The sequence below is a fragment of the Vibrio sp. 1159 genome (assembly GCF_033340395.1).
In the GTDB taxonomy this organism is placed as follows: Bacteria; Pseudomonadota; Gammaproteobacteria; order Enterobacterales; family Vibrionaceae; genus Vibrio; species Vibrio alginolyticus.
Genome location: NZ_JAWOWL010000002.1, coordinates 271,480 through 290,354 on the forward strand (window position 1 = coordinate 271,480; position 18,875 = coordinate 290,354).

Here is an 18,875-nt window from a genome sequence, read left to right on the forward strand (position 1 = left end):
GGTAAATTTCGCTAACCAAGTGTCAAATTAACCATACGAATTTAAAACATTAGAAACATACACATTGAAAATGCTTTGTCAGGCAGTTTTCTCATCAGATAATTACGTAACTGCCCACTAAAAAATCGCTTTGAATCAAAATGCGGAAACAAAAAAGCAGCCCGAAGGCTGCTCCTAATCGTTAACATCAAGCTTGTTAACTCGATACGCTTGCTTCAACGCTCGACGTCACTGGCGACTTTTTGAAACGATTAATCAAACGATGGATAAACCTCTTAATCGATCTGAAAATATTTTTAATATCTTCAAGCATTAAATACAAACAAGGCACCAACACTAAAGTCAGAACCGTTGCGTACAACACCGCAAAGCCCAAAGCGACAGCCATCGGTATGACAAAACGCGCCTGCAAACTCGTTTCAAACATTATCGGCAATACACCCGCAAACGTCGTTATTGAGGTGAGCGTGATAGCTCGAAAACGAGCACAACCCGCCTCAACAACCGCTTGTTTGATGTTCATACCCTTTTCTCTCACTTGGTTTACGTAATCTGTCATAACCAGAGAGTCGTTAATAACCACGCCAGCAGCGGCGATCAAACCAAATGTCGACATCATACTGATGTCTAAACCTAGCCAGAAATGGCCCCAAATCGCCCCCGTCAGACTAAACGGAATAACGGACATTACAATCAAAGGTTGGGTATAACTTTTTAACGGTACAGCTAACAAGATGTAGACGATGATCATGCCAGCAATAAAGAACAAAATCTGTTCATTACGCTGCGCAGCCTGCTCTTCAATATCACCGCCCAATTCTGTTTTCACAGTTGGGAAGGCTTGCTTCATGTCCGGTAAGATATTGTCGTCAATGACCTTAACGATTTCTTGAGGTTCAACCAATTCTTCGTCTATGGAACCATAGACATAAACGGTTTGATACCCGCCTTCACGTCGAATGCTACTCACGCCCGGCTGCTCATTGATCTTCACCACATCACCCAACATGACCTTCTTACCTGCTGGTGTGGTAATCACAGCGTAACGCAATGATGAGAATGCTTCACGCGTCAATTGCGGGTAACGCACCATAACTTTAATTTCTTCACCATCACGAATAATGCGCTGTGCTTCGCCACCATAAAAGCTGCCACCAACTTGCTCTGCGATCATGGTGAGATCCAGACCGAGATCGTACGCTACAGGCGCAAGAGACAGGAGTACTTCTTTGCTTCCAGAATCAATAGAAGATGAAATATCATATAACCCTTCTTCCTGCTGTAAACGCTCTATCAAGTAACGCCCAGCCTCGTTGAGCTCATTGATGTTAGAACCAAACAACAAGTAGCCAAACTCATCTCTGTCACCACCACCCGCACTCTGCTCGCGGATTTTGATGCTCTTCATACCGGGAATAACAGGCATAGCTTCACGCCAACGTCGAGCCAGTTCAAATGTATTGAACGGGCGTAACTCTTCATCAACCAGAGGTACTAATACACGACCTTCGGTGCGGCTTCTGTTGTACGACAGCACATCACGAATCATTCCTTGACCATGTTCTGCAATGGTCTCAGATTCGATCTTTTGCATGACACGTTCAATAGTCTTGAGTGCACTGATTGTCTGCTCACTTGAAACGGTATCATTCATTTCAATAGTGATCGCAGGATAGTCAGTCGGCACTTTAGGGTTGGGGATCACCCGAACATAATTCGCGTTGATCAAAGCCGCGCTGATCAGCAGTAAACCACAGAACACCGCAAACACTGTCCAGCGCCAATGGGTGCATGTTGTTACAAAGTTCCGATATGGACCATTTACAAAACCAAAAAAACGTTGGTTAAATCGGTCACGCCAACCACCTGGTTTAACTGGCTTAAAATGAGTATGCGCAAGGTGTGCAGGAAGGATCAGCTTCGATTCAATCAAACTGAAGATCAAACACAGAATCACGACCCCCGCGATACCATAAAAGAAGGCACTATCAATACCACTAGACAACAAGAATGGTGCGAATACAGCAATCGTTGTCAGAACACCAAATGTCGCTGGCGTAGCAACACGTTTGACACCGCGTACCACGTTATCGACACCGCCGCCCTTTTCTTCGATTTCACTGTACGCACTTTCTCCCATGACGATGGCGTCATCCACCACAATTCCGAGCACCATGATGAAAGCAAACAGCGAGACGATGTTCACTGTAATACCCAAAGCTGGCATCATCATTACAGCACCGAGGAAACAGACAGGTAGCCCAATCATTACCCACATAGCCAAGCGGAAACGTAGGAAAATGGTCAGCATAATCGCGACTAATGCAGCACCTTGCAGCAAGTTTTTCAACATCATGTCGAGACGCCCATTTAAATAATAAGTCGTATCAACTAAGACTTTGAGCTTAACATCCTGCGGCAATGTCTTGTTTTTTGCTTCAATATAATTACGAACGGACTGTGCAACAGGGATAATGTTCTGATCACGAGTTGCTTCAACAGACATGTAGATCGCATTTTGCCCTGAGTATTCAAAATAGCGCTCTTCTTCCGTAAAGCCATCTTTGATCGTGGCGATATCTTGCAGTAAAACCTTCGCACCATTTGCGCCAAGCTTTACAGGAATATTTCTAAACTCATCACCACGGTAGTATTGGTTTTCAATCCTTACTGCAATCATCCCTGAGTTTGTTTTTACTTCGCCCGCAGAAAAGTTGGCTGAGTAACGGCTGATCGCGCTGCTGATATCGCTCAACGTCAGGTCGTATTTACGAAGAACAAGTGGGTCTACTTCAATCGCTATTTCTTCTTCTGGCGCACTCAGATACACCAGCATGACGTTTTCTAACTGAAGTAATTCATCTTCGATTTGCTTAGCAAGCGGTTTAAGCTCCTCGAGCGGTCGGTCCCCAACTAACCCCATTTCGATTACATCTTGGCGCCATTCAACTTGGTAGACATTGATTGGTTCCATACCCGCTGGTAAGTTAGACAAGGTATCAATACGTTGGTTTACATCATCTAAGACACGCTTGATATCGGCATTAACGTCTACCTCGATGGAAACATACGCGCTACCTCTAGAGGCCGTTGAGACTGCTTTTTTAATCCCGGTGACGTCTTTAATCGATTCCTCGACCTTAACGAGAATACTCTCTTCTATCTCTTGAGGAGAAGCGCCAGGATAAGTCGCACGAACATCAATGTAGTTCACCTCAATATTCGGAAACATCTGCCTTTGAATAAAGAGAAAACTCACCACACCCATGATAATGATGAACACCATCAAAAGGTTGGCAGCGACGGGGTTATTCGCAAAATAGGCAATTAAGCCCTTTTGTTTAGTATCTTCCATGACAAACTCCTACTTACTGTACGACGGTTTCGGAGTCGTCACTCTTTTTTGCGATTTGTACCGCCATGCCTTTTTGAGGGTACTCTGGTAAGGTCAGTACCAACTTATCACTTTGCTCTAAGCCTTCGCCCACCAGCAAAAACTCACCTTCTGCTCTCAAAACCGTGACAGTTCTGGGTTGAAGTTGATTATCGCCATTCACCACCCACACGGTACGGTTTTTAACTAATTCCTGTGGCAAGCGGTAGATGTGCTTAAGTTCCTTACCAGTGAAGCTCACTTCAACGTAGGAGCCGAATTTAATTGGAGGCTGCTGGTTATCGACACCGTATGGGTCCGCGATTTGAATGACCATGTTAATCATTCGGGTAGCGCTATCAATCATGCCTAGATCACGAACTACTCGACCTTCTCTAGTGGTAGAAAACACACCTTGCTGCGTCACTGTCGCAGTGAGTTCACCAATGGATTCGGGTAAAAATGCACTATCAAAACCGGCAATGGGTACGTGCACCTCTGCCACTTCGATGTTGTTTAACGTGGCAACTCGAGAACCAGATGTAACAAATTGACCAACACCAATATCACGCTCAACAACCAGCGCATCGTAAGGTGCAACGACTTTGCAATTTTCTAACTCTCTTTTTGCTCGTTTGAGTGCCGCTTGAGCCGACTTCACTTGCGCTTGTGCGCTCAAAACGTGAGGCTTGCGTAAATACAGATCCGTCACTTGCTTATCGCTCAGTCTCTTTGCCTGACGTTTTGCCACTTCGGCTTTCGCTTGTTCCTCAATCAAGTTTGCGCGTGCACTAGCTAAATCGGCTTCAGCTTGTAAAACCGACGCTTCATAGTTGTCACTTTCAATTGTGAAAAGAACCTCTCCTCGTTTTACGATGCCACCCGTCACAAAATTCGGGTGCCAACTTGTAACTTCACCACTAACTTGCGCGGAAAGGTGTGTTTTTTCAAAAGGGACTAATTCACCGTGACTGGTAATCACCACTTTGTGATCGGTAGGAAAAAGAGAAGAAGCCTGAACAGTAGGCTCTGTAATTGCATCTTTGGTTGACTCTTTTTCCGGCGCAGTTGCGGCAATTGCAGCATATCCTGCATAAGAGCCTCCAACGACGACGAAGGGTAAAAGCCAACGTAATATGGGTTTTGCTAACATCGAAAATCCTTTTTTATTGTTGTTTTCAACACCACACTTTTATTCAGTCCATTGCTCCCGGTAAGCATGGTGGTGAGAGAATTGAATTTGAATAAACATCAAAGCGGCACTTGCCTAGTCTTTTAAGCAGCGAACTAGATAGTTATTGCCAATTCAAAGTTAATAAAATTAACAAAAAATTAACCAACTGCGCAAGTTGCTCTGACTTAACTTTTATTCTAAACAGCAAATGACATGCCAAGCATTTATTTATTAAAAATCATATGGTTATATAAAAACCATTATTTTATCCAGTGTGCTATTGGTCATAATCACCAGATATTAGTGATTATGACCAATACGGCCATAATGATAATTAAAATAAATGATTATCTGCGCTCTAAAAGTTGAACTTGGTGCAGGCTCTATGGCAATTCATTAATTAATCGCTCGTTATCAAACGGTTCTGGGTGCATGTGGCGTCAGCTTAAGTCTATAATTTGGAGTAGGTAACACTCTGTAAGACAAGGAAATGTGCTTTGTTACAAACGCTCGCCAAGTTGCTCTTCCCCTCGCTGCTCACTATTTTATCGGCATGCTCATCCGTATCGTTGAATGACGCCAGTGAAAAGTCCACCAGCTTTCAGCTCGGTTATCAAAAGGATTCTGTTCTTGCGCAGTACTTTGAAGCTTACGGGAGAGATCCTAAGTCCATAACTGGCTTTGCACCGTTAAATCAGGGACACGATGCCCTTCTTGCTCGAACCTCTTTGATCGAGTCCGCCCAGAAAAGCCTTGATCTTCAATACTATATTTACCGCGGTGACGAAACGAGTCAGCTAATAACGTGGCGCTTGTATGAAGCGGCAAAGCGTGGTGTTCGAGTAAGGCTGTTGCTTGACGATATGCAAAAGCGAAACGACGATGTGATGGCTGCCCTCAATGCACATCCTAATATAGAAATCCGCTTATTTAACCCGCATCAGTATCGCGACTCCCGTTGGTTCGCTCTTGCTAGCGATTTTGAACGTCTTAATCGTCGTATGCACAATAAGTCTCTGATTGCAGACAGTGTTTCCGCCATTGTCGGAGGTAGAAATATCGGCAATGAATACTTCTCTTTTGAATCGCAAGTTGAGTTTGGTGATTTTGATCTTCTGCTCTATGGTGAGGCGGTACAACAAACTGCCGATCAGTTCGACCTCTACTGGAATAGCGCCTATGCGATACCAATGGAATGGATTACACCGAATTCACAGCAAATTACCGACCAAGCGATTCAAAAGCAGGTCAATAAACTCCGGTTAGAGGAAAAGTTTTCAACCGGCCGCTATGACTTCACCCAACTGGATATGTACCAAGATCTAAAACAAGGCAAACTCAAGCTCTACTGGGGAGAAGCGAAAGTATGGTTTGATCTGCCCGATAAAGTCGCAACCCGAGAGAGCCAACTTATTGATAATTTGTCGGAACTGGTTAAAAGTGTTGAGGATTCATTTGTGCTCATTTCTCCTTATTTCGTTCCAACTGAAGTAGGTACTCAAGCATTAAGTAACGCGGCCAAGCGAGGCGTTGATATCACGATTGTGACCAATAGCCTCGCGTCTAACGATGTGTTTGCCGTGCATGGTTGGTACGCAAAATATCGAAAAGATCTACTCGAAGCTGGAATAAAGCTTTGGGAAGTAAAAGCGAGCGCGAAACTCAAAAGTAAGTGGAGCCTCACGGGGAGTAGCAGAGCAAGTTTACACGCTAAAGCAATGACGATTGATAACAAAACACTTTTCGTTGGTTCGATGAACTGGGACCCACGTTCGGCCGCTTTGAATACCGAAATGGCCGTTGTTATCGAACAGCCAGAATATGTGCAAATGTTTCTAGAACAACTGCCGAGTCAACTGTCGAGTAACGCCTATGCCTTAACTCTGCGCGACGGGGACATTGTCTGGACCGACGTAAAAACAGGCGAAGAATACGACTCCGAACCAGAAGCAGGAGTATGGCGAAAAATGGGCGCTTGGTTCTCCGGAATATTACCGATTGAAGATCAGCTATAACAGCTGCCAATACTGCAAACCTCCCCAGTCAAGCAAAACAAAATGGACGCTAGTTTTGGGCAGGGGACACAACCAACATAAGGAAGTTCAATGCCAGCGCAATGGAATGAATACTATCAGAAAATTTTAAGCCAACCTCACCGCCCAAACGTGGAAAATGCCGTAAACCAACTTAAGATAGAAGGCAAAGTCGCTCTTGATATTGGCTGCGGAATAGGTCGAGACAGCCACTTTCTACTCGAACAGGGATTTAAGGTTCACGCATGTGATAGCAATGAAGATGCAGTAAAAACTTGTTTAACACGCTTTGAAGGTAATAAACGATTTTCGGTTTCGCAGTGCTGTTTTACTGAATTTAATTACCCTCAGTGCAGCTTGGTTATCGCAAATGCCAGTTTGTTCTTTTGCCCTGACACAGGCTTCAAACAAGTCTGGACAAAAATAGACAGCGCATTACAACCGGGCGGTATCTTCTGCGGCGATTTCTTGGGAGTGAAAGACTCCTGGGTTACCTCCGAAATGCACCCAAACATTACCGCATTAACAAAAAAGGAAGTGGAAAGCTTATTCGAAGGTTACGACCTCATTTCATTGCATGAAAGAGATGAAGACGGGACCACTGTAGTCGGAAGCCAAAAACATTGGCACATGTTTAGTGTGACCGCTCGAAAGCGCTAAAAATGGTCTCTCAGTAAAGAAAGCAGCACTTCAAATCAGTGCTGCTATCAGAGATTAATTGACGGGATACACCACTTCAAAACGCTCTAAAACCAGCGTACGTTTCTCATGCCAATCGATGTTCAACTCATCGCATTCAGCTTTAAAAAATGCAGTATGAGCATCACGCCACCAGTTTAAGGTTCTATCACCTTCGCCTTCTGCGTAGGCAAACTCTGCGGTTACATTCTCATATTTGCATGTACTTACGTCAGTAATTCGTATCACGCAAACCGGGTCCCCATCCCAATTCGTCACTACTTGTAAATGACCGACTTGGGGCATGATTTCACCATGCTCTCGATACCAAAGCTCCAAACTGCACGATGCAGTTTTCTGTCCAATACGAACCAAATCTGCGCATACATTCGCGTTGTATTCATCGGCACAATAATAGTCAGCACTGACTGATGGTACAGCTTCCCTTTGTTCTGGTGATAATAATTCTAGGAATTGTTCTAAGTAATCCTTAGCTCGCGCGTCCATGCTCACTCCATTAATCATAAATTCGCAAGGAGGATAAAAGATATCACAACAAATAACCACCAGGAACAAACTGAAAAACAACAAGAATATGACTTCTACGAAGACGACTGTGATTTCTTTTGTAATAACTTTGCTAAACGTTTGTGCTATTTGCTATTGTTGCATGGTCTATCTGTACTCTTCTCGTGAAAGGACGTTATATGCGCTTATTTATTGGTATTTTTTTCTCGCTGATGCTTGCCTTGCCAACAATGGCATCGGAGGAAAAGTATTCAGAATCGGATCTGTTAGATAGACCATTAATGGAACGCTATATTTTAGATGAACTAAAAGCGCTGCGTCAGGACTATCAAAGCCTAGAAAAGCGAATGATCACAGAGATCACCGATCGCGAGCTAACGGTCGCAGATAAATCGTTGAACTATGCCAACGTGACCGTTACATACTTCTTCTACATCATTGCTGGTGTCGCATCGCTGATTGCCTTTGTCGGATGGCAATCTCTGCGCGAGTTTAAACACAACACCAAAGAGATGGCTGATAAACGATTGGAGAAGATCGCCCAAGAATACGAGAAAAAGTTTGTCGCCCTTGAGCGAGATTTAAAACGCAAAACTCGCATTATCAGCGAAAACAACAAAGAGATTGAGAAAATCAACGAGATCCATAACTTATGGCTACGTGCACAAAGCTCTCAAACTCCAGAACAACGTATTGAAATCTATGATGAAATCTTATTAATTCGTCCAGGTGATTTAGAAGCGTTGACTTACAAAGCCGACGCAGCGATGGAAATCAACGAATACCATTGGGCACTTAGCATTTGTAACCGCGTACTTGAAGTCGATTACACCAACGGCCCTGCACTGTATCAACGCGCGTGTGCATACTCTCGCCTTGGTATCGAAGAGCAAGCTATTGAAGACTTGGAACGCGCAATTGAATACAGCCCATCCATTCGTGATTTACTTGCCGAAGAACGAGACCTCGAATTGCTGCACGGTAATGAGCGTTTTGAAAAGCTCTTACATCTAGCAAGCGAATAATGGAATAAACAGCATGAGCAGCCACTTTAATCTAGAAGACGCTAGCCAAGTATTGGTTGGCGCTTTTGCCCTAGCAGTCCCGATCTCATTTTCGGAGGAAGCGTGGCGATTAGGTGAGAGCCTACCAATGGCAAACTTGCTCATGCTGTTAAGTCTTTCTGTCATTTTCCTCAGTTTTTTCGCGTATCAAAGCGTGTTTCAAAGCCACATCAAGAATCGCGTATCCATCTTTATTTTTCGTGTGGTTATCGCGTACCTCATTGCGGCCGTTGTGGTAGCGTTAGTTCTTTTCTGTCTTGATAAACTGCCACTCATGAATGAGCCTTTGGTTGCGATAAAACGCGTTATCGTCATCACAATGCCTGCTTCGATGGGCGCGATCGTAGTCGACAGTTTCGACAAAGAATAGAGATAATCGCTACTCTTCTTCTAACGTTAAGTTCGACCCCGAGTGGTCTTTCCCTAATACATCTTCTGGGTTTCGAAGTGCGCAGGTTTCTAACGACAAGCACCCGCAGCCAATGCATCCGCCTAAATCGTTTTGCAACGCTTTAAGTTTTTGAATCTTTTGTTCTAACTGTTCATGCCAATGGCTTGCCATTTCTTCCCATTGCGCTTTGTTAGGGGCTTGGTGTTTCGGCAGTTCATCTAACGCATGTTTAATTTCTTCTAACGACAACCCAACTTGCTGCGCTGCTTTGATCACCGCAACACGGCGCAACACACTGCGATGGTAGCGACGCTGATTACCTTGATTTCTCCAACTCGAAATCAATCCTTTTTGCTCGTAAAAATGTAGGGCAGATACTTTCACTCCAGAACGTTTTGCCACTTCTCCTACGCTGATTTCCATCCTTGACTCCCTGTGTATCAATTTTGTTAAAAAAATGCTTTACCTCAAGTTTACTTGAGGTTTTAAAGTTGCACCATCTTAATTAACGCTAAACCCCGGCGATCTCAAGATAATGTGTTCAGCGCGAACGACTTGGTTGTTAAACACAAGACAGTTGGACATCAACCTTTTGAAATACATCGGGAGTTAGAGGCAAACATAATGAAAAATAAAACTCAGCCGTACTTAGCTGGCCGCTTCTTCGACAGCATTTCCTCTGGCTTATTCATGATGGCACTGCCATGGGTCATGCTTTCCGAACCTAACATGGGTACATTCGTCGCTTTAGTTTCTCTGAGCTGCACCGCGATTTCTTTTCTAGCAACGCCTTTCTTTTCCACTTTAATTGACCGACATTCACGCAAAGTACTACTCGTGCTCAATCAATGGATTCAATCGGGTATGGCTTTGGTGGTGTTCATTGCTTATTGGTTAGGGTTTGAGTCACACTGGTTGCTGGCTTTTGCGCAATTGGTGTATTGGGTTTCGAGTAATTTTGCATGGACGACCAACAACGCCTTCACCCAAGAAAATTATCAGCACCATGAGTATGCGAAAATTTCGGGTCAGCAAGAAATTGTAATGCAATCCACAACCCTCGGAGCTGGCGCGTTGGGTATTGTTTTGCTTGAAATGTGGGGTATGAAAGAGTTTGCTTTGTTTGCGGCCAGCGCCTCTGCGTTAGCAGCGATGTTCTATATTCTGACGCCTTATACCCAACAATTAAGGGCGTCAAAATCCGTTGCTTTCATCGCGCAACTCAAAGAGAGCAAACAAATATTCCGTCTCGAACCCCGATTTTATGGCTTTATTCTGCTCTCTTGCCTCTCTTATCCTGCATTGACGTATTTGAGCAAACTGGTGCCGATTTGGTTTTCTGAACAAGGCATCTCTGGCGATTGGTTTGCAGGGTTCAACATCAGTTTTGGCCTCGGCTCGTTGCTAACCGGCTTTATTGTCACCAAAGTGCTAAGCCGTGCCTCCCATAGCCACATTATGTTCGCTTCGATGGTTATGGTCTCTTTTGCGCTTATCGGGATGAGTTTTGCGATGAGCCCGCTGACCATCTTATTGTTTACGGCGCTGTTTGGCGTATTTAACGCGCTAAATCGCATTGCGAGAGTCAACTGGATGCATCACACCGTAGCGGTTCATCAACGAGGTCGCGTCGATGGCGGCATCAGCATGTTTGCCACCACCATTCAATCTCTCAGTTACGTCCTGATTGCAATGTTGAGTCATTACGAACTAACACAATACGGTTTTGCAATCGCAGCTGCTGTCATGGTGTTAGCAGTGATTTTGATGGGATTACTCAGTCAAGACGTCGAGCCGTTTAACGACCTGCCCCTTCATGCAGCAGCAAAGTGAAGCATAGAAATTGAGAAGTTGAGAAATTGAAAAAGCGAGATAGGAAGGCAACCAACATCGTCTTCCTATTTTTTACGCCAGCACTTTTACCTCTATCGCTTATCAGCAAGGTTGGGTATTCTGAGGTGACCAACATGAGCAGAGGGAAATCTCAGTGAACTTAAGGCAATTAGAAGTCTTTTACGCCATTATGCAAGCAGGAACGGTGTCAGGCGCGGCTCGCTTACTGCACGTTTCCCAACCTAATGTCACTCGAGTTCTCGCCCATACAGAACAACAACTGAGCTTCGCTTTATTTGAGCGTGTAAAGGGCCGTCTCGTTCCAACTCAAGAAGCCAAAGCCTTATTGCCAGAGGCTGAAAAAGTCTATCAACAACTCGGACAATTTCGCTCTCTGACCAACAAAGTCAAACAGGGAACTCAACATTTACGAGTTGGTGCTCCGCCTGTTTTGGCCGCACACTTGTTAGCGCCGACTGTCGCGTTGTTGTCGAAAGAGCACAGCATCTCCTTTGAGCTCTTAACGGCCAATCGCGATGAGCTGTGCTCAGGATTACTGAAACATGAACTGGATGTCGCCATTGCGTTCGGTGAAGAAACACCACCAGCGATCATGGGGCACGTGTTATTGAAAGAAAACTTAGCACTGATCGCTCCTAAAAGCGCAGCGATACCCGCAGAAAAAACCGTCATTTTAGAAGAACTCATCAGTCACGATTTACCCATTATCGGTTTAGATAGCCGAGACCCTCTGGGCTTATTGCTGCATCAAACCTTATCAGCGCGTGACGAGCATTATCAACATGCCATTACCGTCCGCAGCTACTCCGCGGCGGCTGAACTGGTGAAAAACGAAGCAGGATTCGCGATTGTAGACCCTTGGACTGCAAAACAATATCGCCAAGATAATGCCGTTTCCGTGCATGCTTTGGAGCCAAATATGTCCTTCTCTGTCTCTATTTTATTCGCAGAGCACACACCTCAATCCATTGCGACAAAGCAATTTATCACCGCCCTAAAACAACAGATGGTTTAAAGGTATAACCTGAAGTTATACCTGCCTAACAAATAAGCATTCGGTTTCCTAAATCAGTCTGGCTACATTAATGAGCAATAACGATGACGAAGGGAACCATCATGCAAATTGCTCAACCTTACCTACTTTTTCTTGGCGATGTAACCGATCCACTCGCAGCAAAAACCGCGCGTGGCATATATCAATGGCGACCTGAGATTTGTCTTGGCCAAATCCGCCTGACGCCAGAAACCGTATCGCTTGGTTTAACCGACATGACACTACAACAAGCGCAGCAGCAAGGAGCAAAAACGCTGGTGCTTGGCACTGCAAATCCAGGAGGCGTCATTCCCGAAGCTTGGCAAGCAACCTTACTTGAAGCGGCAGAGATGGGATTTGAAATTGCATCGGGCATGCACCAACGTTTGGCGGAATTTGCTCTCCTTGCCGATCTAGAACAACGCGGATTAACCAAACTGTATGATGTTCGCCATTATGATGCCCCGCTCAAGGTCGGCAATGGCAAAGCTCGCGCAGGCAAGCGAGTACTTACTGTAGGGACAGATTGCTCCGTTGGCAAAATGTACTCTGCCCTTGCCATTGAGCATGCATTGAAGCGTAAAAACTGTCGTGCAGAGTTCAAAGCAACGGGTCAAACCGGAATTCTCATCGCAGGCAGTGGCATTTCGATTGATGCTGTAGTTGCCGATTTTATCTCCGGCGCAGTAGAAGCGATCAGCCCTGAGTTCACCGATCACGATTGGGACATCATCGAAGGGCAAGGTTCATTGTTTAACCCTTCGTTTGCTGGCGTAAGTTTGGGCTTACTTCACGGCGCACAAGCTGACGCTCTGATACTGTGCCATGAGATTGGTCGACCACACATCCGGAACTTACCACATGTGAGCTTGCCAACCATTGAACAAACGATAGAAGCGAATCTGGCCGCTGCTCGCCTAACAAATCCAAACGCTCAATTAGTGGGTATTTGCTTAAACACTTCTGCGCTCAGCGAAGAAGATGCAGCCCAGTTATGCCAGGATTGGAGCGACAAATACCAAGTGCCCGTCACCGACCCTGTACGTTTTGGCGTTGATGCGGTTGCAGGTAGGCTCCTTACAATTAAAGAAACATTTACGGTTTAGAAAATAACTGCGGTTTAGGGAAAACTAGTGAGATGAAAATTCATGTAGAACCTGTCACGATTGCCATGGCGACACCATTTCGCATCTCTCGCGGCAGTCGGACAGAGTGCCACGTAGTCCGCGTGACAATTGAACATCGAGGCATGACCGCCCAAGGTGAATGCACGCCATACCCTCGTTATGGTGAATCGGTTGAATCGGTGATTAAGGCGATTTCTCACGCCGCGCATGAACTGCAAAGTTTGTATGCCAAAGGCGAAGCTGATGTCATGGTTCTCAAAAGCCAGCTTCAATCGTTATTACCCGCAGGGGCGGCAAGAAATGCATTGGATTGCGCCCTTTGGCATCTTCACGCGCTTTTGAGCCAAAAGCAGCAGGTTCACGACCTCTTTACGTTACCCGAGGCGATTGTGACGGCGATGACGGTTTCTATCGACACGCCGCAAGCGATGGCAAAACAGGCACAAGCTTACCTTAGCCAAGGCGCAAAACTGCTAAAGGTAAAACTGGATGGTGAAAACGTGATTGAGCGCGTTGCAGCAGTACGCGATGCCGCGCCGCACGCACAAATTGTCTTAGATGCGAATGAAGCGTGGCAAAACCTCGACCTCGCGACGGTATTTGCTCAACTCGAACCGTTTAATATCACCATGATCGAGCAACCGTTGCCACAAGACTGCGACGACGTACTCGCCAGCATTCCACACCCCATTCCACTTTGCGCCGATGAGAGTTGTCACACCAGAGAGCAATTGCATCAACTGCTTGGCAAATACGAGATGGTGAACATTAAGCTAGATAAAACTGGCGGGCTCACTGAAGCACTATTATTAGCCGACGACGCCCAAAAACTCGGTTTTAGCCTCATGTCCGGTTGTATGTTGGGGACGTCGCTGGCGATGCGAGCCGCGTTACCCATTGCTGCTCAGGCGAGCGTTGTCGATCTTGATGGCCCGGTGTTACTAGGACAAGATGTAACGCCAAGCTTGGTTTATCGCGACGGCGAAATCGTTCTTTCCAAATAGCCTAAACAATCCAGAGGTTTTACTCCAAAAGTCAGAACCTCTGAGTTTATGATCTCGATAAAAAAAACAATCAGCCCCATCATGAAATAAGTCACATAAATTATATGGTTATTGAGGCATGCTAAGATTCCAGTAGTCCAAGAAGGTGATCTTATGCATCGAGTCATCCGGAAAATGACGTGGAAAACGAATAGGCGGTAATCCCGCCCTACTCCAATGCAGTGCGTGGGTTTCTATAACAACCCACTTCCTAGCAATTCGTAGGTTTTTCACGCCATCTTGCAAGGAGGCTCTATGCCTATCAATAAAATACGCAATATCGCTTTTGTCGGCCAAACCGGGACCGGTAAAACCACGCTGATAGAAAAACTGCTCTTCACCTGCGATGCCACGCACCATTTAGGCAGCGTAGAAAAAGGCGATACCGTTACCGACTTCGACCCTCAATCCATCCAATATCAACACAGTATTGAAGCAACGCCAGTCGCACTGCGCTGGAATAAACACCGGCTCAATATCATCGACACTCCGGGACAAAACGAGTTACTTGGCCGTACTATCAGCGTTTTTCCTGCCGTTGAAACATCTGCCCTTGTCATCGACCCTCAAACCCCACTTAACCAAACTTCCGATCGCTTATTCACCTTTGCTAAAGAGCAGCAAAAATGTCAGATGATCATTATCAATAAGCTCGATAACCACGGTAATCAGTTAGAAAGATTGATGGAGAACATCGTTGAGCATTTTGGTGACCACTGCTTGCCGATCAACTTACCTTCGGCTGACGGGGAATCTGTAGTTGACTGCTATTTCGAACCAGAATTGGGACGAGAAACCTTACTTGCAACGGTAGATGAAGCTCATGAGACCTTAATTGACCAAGTTATCGAAGTCGATGAAGAACTGATGGAACTGTATCTGGAACAAGGCTCCGAACTCACCGCAGAGCAACTGCATGATCCGTTTGAAGAAGCACTGAGAACTGGACATGTGATTCCGGTCTGTTTTGTCTCAGCACAAACCGGCGCGGGCGTCGAGCTTCTGCTTCGTACCTTGGCGGAGATCATGCCCATGCCAAACGAAGGTAACCCTCCTCTACTGGAAAAGAACGGCAAAAAAATCAAAGTAAATTGCGAAACCTTAGAGCACACCGTCGCACACGTGTACAAAGTCAGCGTCGACCCATATATGGGAAAACTTGCCTACTTACGTGTGTATCAGGGTGAAATCAATGCGGGCAGCCAGCTTTATATTGGCGAAAGCAACAAGGCATTTAAAGTTGGGCACTTATATCAACTGCAGGGCAAAGATAGAACCGAGATCCCTCGCGCGCTTGCAGGCGACTTCTGCGTTTTAGCCAAAGTGGATGATCTCGAATTCGATTCAATCGTTCATGACTCTCACGAAGAAGATGGTGTTCAACTCAAAACGTTGGACCTTCCTGACTCCATGTATTCTTTGTGCTTGAAACCTCTTAAGCGTGGAGATGAGCAAAAATTAGGAGATGTGCTGAATAAAATCGCCAGTGAAGACCCTTCGCTGCGCATCGAACATCGCGCTCGCACCAACGAAACCATCATCAGCGGCCAAGGGGAGTTTCACCTCAAAGTCGCATTAGAAAAGATGGCGAACGTGTACAAACTGGACGTCGAAACCTGCCAACCAAGCGTCGAATACTTTGAAACCATCACCAAACCTGCCGAAGGGCATTATCGACACAAAAAACAAAGTGGCGGTGCAGGCCAGTTTGGTGAAGTGCAATTGAAGGTTCGTCCACTCGAACGTGGTGCCGGATTTAAGTTCATCAACAAAGTGGTGGGTGGCGCCATTCCAACCGCGCTCATTCCTTCTGTTGAAAAAGGTATTTTGCAAGCGTTAGAGGAAGGCGCGATTTCTGGCAACCCAATTAAGGATGTGGAAGTCACCGTTTATGACGGTAAATATCACTCCGTCGATTCAAAAGAAATTGCGTTTGTCATCGCAGGTAAGAAAGCGTTTTTAAATGCGATTAACAACGCAGCTCCTATTGTGCTAGAACCCATTGTCCAGATGGAACTGCACATCCCAACCGCGAATGTTGGCGATGTTTCTGGTGATTTATCTGGAAACCGAGGCTTAATCGAAGGCTCCGAGCCAATAGACAGCAGCTTCACTTTACTCAGAGCCAAGTCACCAGTAAATGAGCTGCAAGATTACGCTCGTCGATTGCGCTCCATCACGGGTGGTGAAGGCAGTTTTAGTATGACTTTAAGCCATTACGAGCCCGCGCCACCAGCAGTGCAAAAACAGGTCTGCCAAGGCAGTGCACAACAAGGTTAATTCCCTACGATTCAAATCAATCACATAAACAAAAAAGCGCCCTCATTTTGAGGGCGCTTTTAGGTAAAAGAAAAATTATTTATCGAGAGACAAACCTATCTGACTGATTTTGCTTTCAAACTCTTCGATGCTGTTCGCTTTGTAAGTCGGAGCACCGTTAAAGTAGCGCGGTTTCTCTGGCAGCATCGCATTTTTCAGCTCTTGTTCTTGATCGATATTGTCATGGTAAACCGTTACACGATTTGGAATATCCTGCTTCATTACAGCCATTTTGGTTCTCCTTTATTAAGACGAATAGTAAGCGTAGAACGAATTTATCGGAGTACAGGCGAGACTGTGTAAAATTTAGACACCCACAGCAAAATTATATTTAAACAGTTGCATTTAATATTTTTGAGGCACTTTGTCGTGGCTATTGGAAAACGTGAGTGCAGCGATTAAGGTGAGCTCTCTCTACATGAAGACAGGAAGTCCGGTGTCGCAACAAGAACTCAACCAAATGGGCAGTGCCAAAGTTTTTCTCATCGAAAAAGATGGCGTCCAAGTAATAGAAAAACGTAACCCTACTCAAATAGAAGTGGTGTTTTATCAACGCTATGCCGAGCAGTTTAACGCGCTTGGAATACACGTACCGCGCTTGATTCAACTCGACGACCAGAAAAACGTTCTGCACATTGAATACGTTCCCCACGCAGTCGAGCAAGCATTCTTACTTGAAGATGATCGAGTCATTGAACAACTCGTCAAGCTGCACCGACTTCCACCAATATCAGATGGTATTTATCACCGCCATCAGTGGACACCACAAGCGACCCAACAAGCACTCGCAACACTTAAACTGGGCTCAAGTTCTTCCACCAGCTACAACAACGATCGGCGCACCTTTTCGATGGGCAGAACTTGATCTCCGGAGACACCAATGCAGGAAACTGGGGACAGCGCCAAAATGGCGAGCTGGTGCTGTTCGACTGGGAGCGCTTTTCTACAGGGCATGTCGCGATAGATTTAGCGCCGCTCATCGAGGGCATGGGCACATTTGATGATTACTTGAACGTAGCAGACAAATATATAAAGTGCGCAGAGAAAGGTGAAACAACAGAATTGGCGCGCGATATCGGACTAGCAAAAGCGTGGATCGTTGTCGAGGTAGTCAACATACTGGTCTCCAGAGAGAATCCGCAGACCAGCAAATATTTGGACTGGTTTCGACAAACCTTACCGCAATGGGCCAAAAGCCTTAGCGCTCAGGTGATGAGTTAGGCTCTGAGATTTGATATAAACGCCTTTCAGGTTCTGCGCATGAGGTTTCACAATTGCACACCTTGTCAACGCCGACATTATTCAAACCACCACAACTCCCTTGAATGCGCTTGTTGTGAAAAATGACGCCAAGTGACATCAACAAAATGATTGCGAGAAAACCAAGAAAGGTAAATAACCAAACCATATTAACCTGCCTTATTAGCCATCGACTCTAGCTTAAGTATAGCAGGGCTAGATGTTGCTTTGAGTAGTGCCTTAGGTCTTGCCAACAAGGAGGGTTTTGATTTTTGGCCACCACAACCACAGGGGCCGCAGCCGCCTTTTTGTTTGTGAACACTTTTCTTATGATTGTTTGATGGGCGTCCTTGAGAGGGCTCAATAAAAGGCTCTCTTGGAACCGCAAGCACATCTTCCAAGGAACTACGAGTAGACAGCCTAAATACTGGCGTGCCACTGCTAAGTAGCTTTGCCAATACACGTTCACCAATATTTCGCACAAGAACAGCATCCACATTGTACCCTTGTAGAGACTGAATCAACTGAGACTTCGCATTGCAACCCGCTTGTGGCATAGAAGCAATGTTCGCTAAGTTTTTTAGCATACCGTCAGTATCAGAATAAATAGCGATGTATGGTGCTTTTACAAAGTGGTTTGCCACCCGCTCACCATCATTAGGAATAGCATAAATCATAAGTTTGACTCCTCATTCGGAAAAACTAATGCATGACCTTCAACTAAACTTTTTGCGACTTTCAATCTTGCACTTTTTACTGTGTTACCAAAAGTTTGTCTAGAAACGCCCATCTGCTCCGCAGCTTGCTGCTGGCTAAGCCCCTCTAAGTCGGCTAAACGTAGCGCTTCTAACTCTTCTGGTAATATGGCGACTTGCTCCAACTGATTAAATGGAATGCCATTGGGCTTAAAGCAGTGGTGAGCCGCACGTCCGCATATTCGTCTTTCTATCTTTGGTCTTGCCATCATTGTCCCTCAAAAACACAGAGTCAAATTACGCCTTAAACTGGCATATGCCAAT

Annotated in this window: 17 protein-coding genes and 1 pseudogene; 10 read left to right on the plus strand and 8 right to left on the minus strand. The window is 45.4% G+C overall.

The annotated features are described in order from the left end of the window. Positions 1-196: 196 nt before the first annotated feature. Positions 197-3,355 (minus strand): efflux RND transporter permease subunit, encoded by a 3,159-nt coding sequence (locus R7127_RS02950; protein ID WP_318148297.1) that lies wholly within the window; start codon positions 3,353-3,355, stop codon positions 197-199. A gap of 13 nt (positions 3,356-3,368) precedes the next feature. Continuing rightward, entirely contained in the window at positions 3,369-4,526 is a 1,158-nt protein-coding gene (locus tag R7127_RS02955) for an efflux RND transporter periplasmic adaptor subunit (protein WP_005387110.1), read from the minus strand. Positions 4,527-5,044: 518 nt separating this feature from the next. Between R7127_RS02955 and R7127_RS02960 the strand changes: the two genes are divergently transcribed. Both R7127_RS02960 and R7127_RS02965 read left to right on the plus strand, forming a co-directional pair. Continuing rightward, positions 5,045-6,562 carry a phospholipase D family protein gene (locus tag R7127_RS02960; RefSeq protein WP_064376188.1) on the plus strand — a complete coding sequence of 506 codons (1,518 nt, stop codon included), beginning with the start codon at positions 5,045-5,047 and terminating at the stop codon, positions 6,560-6,562. A 90-nt stretch (positions 6,563-6,652) separates the two neighbouring features. After that, positions 6,653-7,240, plus strand: a complete 588-nt coding sequence (locus R7127_RS02965; protein ID WP_017819795.1) for a class I SAM-dependent methyltransferase — start codon at positions 6,653-6,655, stop codon at positions 7,238-7,240. A gap of 54 nt (positions 7,241-7,294) precedes the next feature. On the opposite strand, the gene R7127_RS02970 is transcribed toward R7127_RS02965, so the two are convergent. Next, positions 7,295-7,765: an ASCH domain-containing protein gene (locus R7127_RS02970; protein ID WP_033906307.1), complete on the minus strand. Its 471-nt coding sequence runs from the start codon at positions 7,763-7,765 to the stop codon at positions 7,295-7,297. A gap of 200 nt (positions 7,766-7,965) precedes the next feature. Here R7127_RS02970 and R7127_RS02975 point away from each other — a divergent pair, with 200 nt between their 5' ends. Next, positions 7,966-8,811, plus strand: a complete 846-nt coding sequence (locus R7127_RS02975) for a tetratricopeptide repeat protein (protein ID WP_064376187.1) — start codon at positions 7,966-7,968, stop codon at positions 8,809-8,811. Positions 8,812-8,824: 13 nt separating this feature from the next. Beyond that, on the plus strand, positions 8,825-9,220 hold the full coding sequence (locus tag R7127_RS02980) for a DUF2391 family protein (RefSeq protein ID WP_005373896.1): 396 nt from the start codon (positions 8,825-8,827) through the stop codon (positions 9,218-9,220). Positions 9,221-9,229: 9 nt separating this feature from the next. Here R7127_RS02980 and soxR read toward each other — a convergent pair whose 3' ends face one another. Then, positions 9,230-9,664 (minus strand): redox-sensitive transcriptional activator SoxR, encoded by a 435-nt coding sequence (soxR, locus tag R7127_RS02985; protein WP_005373898.1) that lies wholly within the window; start codon positions 9,662-9,664, stop codon positions 9,230-9,232. Between the two features lie 201 nt (positions 9,665-9,865). Here soxR and R7127_RS02990 point away from each other — a divergent pair, with 201 nt between their 5' ends. From R7127_RS02990 to fusA, 5 genes are all read left to right on the plus strand, one after another. After that, positions 9,866-11,074, plus strand: coding sequence for an MFS transporter (locus R7127_RS02990; protein ID WP_064376186.1), 1,209 nt, complete (start codon positions 9,866-9,868; stop codon positions 11,072-11,074). Positions 11,075-11,228: 154 nt separating this feature from the next. Further along, positions 11,229-12,110 carry a LysR family transcriptional regulator gene (locus tag R7127_RS02995; protein WP_005387199.1) on the plus strand — a complete coding sequence of 294 codons (882 nt, stop codon included), beginning with the start codon at positions 11,229-11,231 and terminating at the stop codon, positions 12,108-12,110. A gap of 101 nt (positions 12,111-12,211) precedes the next feature. Beyond that, positions 12,212-13,234 carry an N-acetyltransferase DgcN gene (gene dgcN / locus R7127_RS03000; protein WP_064376248.1) on the plus strand — a complete coding sequence of 341 codons (1,023 nt, stop codon included), beginning with the start codon at positions 12,212-12,214 and terminating at the stop codon, positions 13,232-13,234. A gap of 32 nt (positions 13,235-13,266) precedes the next feature. After that, positions 13,267-14,259 carry an N-acetyl-D-Glu racemase DgcA gene (gene dgcA, locus R7127_RS03005; RefSeq protein WP_064376185.1) on the plus strand — a complete coding sequence of 331 codons (993 nt, stop codon included), beginning with the start codon at positions 13,267-13,269 and terminating at the stop codon, positions 14,257-14,259. Between the two features lie 294 nt (positions 14,260-14,553). After that, positions 14,554-16,578, plus strand: a complete 2,025-nt coding sequence (gene fusA / locus R7127_RS03010) for an elongation factor G (protein ID WP_064376184.1) — start codon at positions 14,554-14,556, stop codon at positions 16,576-16,578. A 75-nt stretch (positions 16,579-16,653) separates the two neighbouring features. Here fusA and R7127_RS03015 read toward each other — a convergent pair whose 3' ends face one another. Continuing rightward, positions 16,654-16,848, minus strand: a complete 195-nt coding sequence (locus R7127_RS03015) for a hypothetical protein (protein WP_005373920.1) — start codon at positions 16,846-16,848, stop codon at positions 16,654-16,656. 187 nt (positions 16,849-17,035) lie between these two features. On the opposite strand from R7127_RS03015, the pseudogene R7127_RS03020 reads away from it, so the two are divergent. Continuing rightward, a pseudogene (locus R7127_RS03020) lies at positions 17,036-17,838 on the plus strand (phosphotransferase). Here the strand turns inward: R7127_RS03020 and nqrM are convergent. Genes nqrM through R7127_RS03035 form a run of 3 tightly spaced genes read right to left on the minus strand, consistent with a single transcriptional unit; the run spans position 17,816 to position 18,820 of the window. Continuing rightward, positions 17,816-18,025, minus strand: coding sequence for a (Na+)-NQR maturation NqrM (gene nqrM, locus R7127_RS03025; protein ID WP_017635136.1), 210 nt, complete (start codon positions 18,023-18,025; stop codon positions 17,816-17,818). The pseudogene R7127_RS03020 and the gene nqrM sit on opposite strands and share 23 nt — an antisense overlap. A gap of 1 nt (position 18,026) precedes the next feature. Then, on the minus strand, positions 18,027-18,533 hold the full coding sequence (locus R7127_RS03030) for a NifB/NifX family molybdenum-iron cluster-binding protein (protein WP_064376183.1): 507 nt from the start codon (positions 18,531-18,533) through the stop codon (positions 18,027-18,029). After that, positions 18,530-18,820 (minus strand): DUF134 domain-containing protein, encoded by a 291-nt coding sequence (locus tag R7127_RS03035; RefSeq protein ID WP_005373924.1) that lies wholly within the window; start codon positions 18,818-18,820, stop codon positions 18,530-18,532. The genes R7127_RS03030 and R7127_RS03035 overlap by 4 nt, the downstream gene beginning before the upstream one ends. Between the last annotated feature and the right edge of the window lie 55 nt (positions 18,821-18,875).

Excerpts from the sequence above, each read along its gene's own strand:
- R7127_RS02950 (WP_318148297.1), bottom strand. The coding sequence starts at position 3,355 with ATGGAAGATACTAAACAAAAGGGCTTAATTGCCTATTTTGCGAATAAC.
- R7127_RS02955 (WP_005387110.1), bottom strand. The coding sequence starts at position 4,526 with ATGTTAGCAAAACCCATATTACGTTGGCTTTTACCCTTCGTCGTCGTT.
- R7127_RS02965 (WP_017819795.1), top strand. The coding sequence starts at position 6,653 with ATGCCAGCGCAATGGAATGAATACTATCAGAAAATTTTAAGCCAACCT.
- R7127_RS02970 (WP_033906307.1), bottom strand. The coding sequence starts at position 7,765 with ATGGACGCGCGAGCTAAGGATTACTTAGAACAATTCCTAGAATTATTA.
- R7127_RS02975 (WP_064376187.1), top strand. The coding sequence starts at position 7,966 with ATGCGCTTATTTATTGGTATTTTTTTCTCGCTGATGCTTGCCTTGCCA.
- R7127_RS02980 (WP_005373896.1), top strand. The coding sequence starts at position 8,825 with ATGAGCAGCCACTTTAATCTAGAAGACGCTAGCCAAGTATTGGTTGGC.
- soxR (WP_005373898.1), bottom strand. The coding sequence starts at position 9,664 with ATGGAAATCAGCGTAGGAGAAGTGGCAAAACGTTCTGGAGTGAAAGTA.
- R7127_RS02990 (WP_064376186.1), top strand. The coding sequence starts at position 9,866 with ATGAAAAATAAAACTCAGCCGTACTTAGCTGGCCGCTTCTTCGACAGC.
- dgcN (WP_064376248.1), top strand. The coding sequence starts at position 12,212 with ATGCAAATTGCTCAACCTTACCTACTTTTTCTTGGCGATGTAACCGAT.
- dgcA (WP_064376185.1), top strand. The coding sequence starts at position 13,267 with ATGAAAATTCATGTAGAACCTGTCACGATTGCCATGGCGACACCATTT.
- fusA (WP_064376184.1), top strand. The coding sequence starts at position 14,554 with ATGCCTATCAATAAAATACGCAATATCGCTTTTGTCGGCCAAACCGGG.
- R7127_RS03015 (WP_005373920.1), bottom strand. The coding sequence starts at position 16,848 with ATGGCTGTAATGAAGCAGGATATTCCAAATCGTGTAACGGTTTACCAT.
- nqrM (WP_017635136.1), bottom strand. The coding sequence starts at position 18,025 with ATGGTTTGGTTATTTACCTTTCTTGGTTTTCTCGCAATCATTTTGTTG.
- R7127_RS03030 (WP_064376183.1), bottom strand. The coding sequence starts at position 18,533 with ATGATTTATGCTATTCCTAATGATGGTGAGCGGGTGGCAAACCACTTT.
- R7127_RS03035 (WP_005373924.1), bottom strand. The coding sequence starts at position 18,820 with ATGGCAAGACCAAAGATAGAAAGACGAATATGCGGACGTGCGGCTCAC.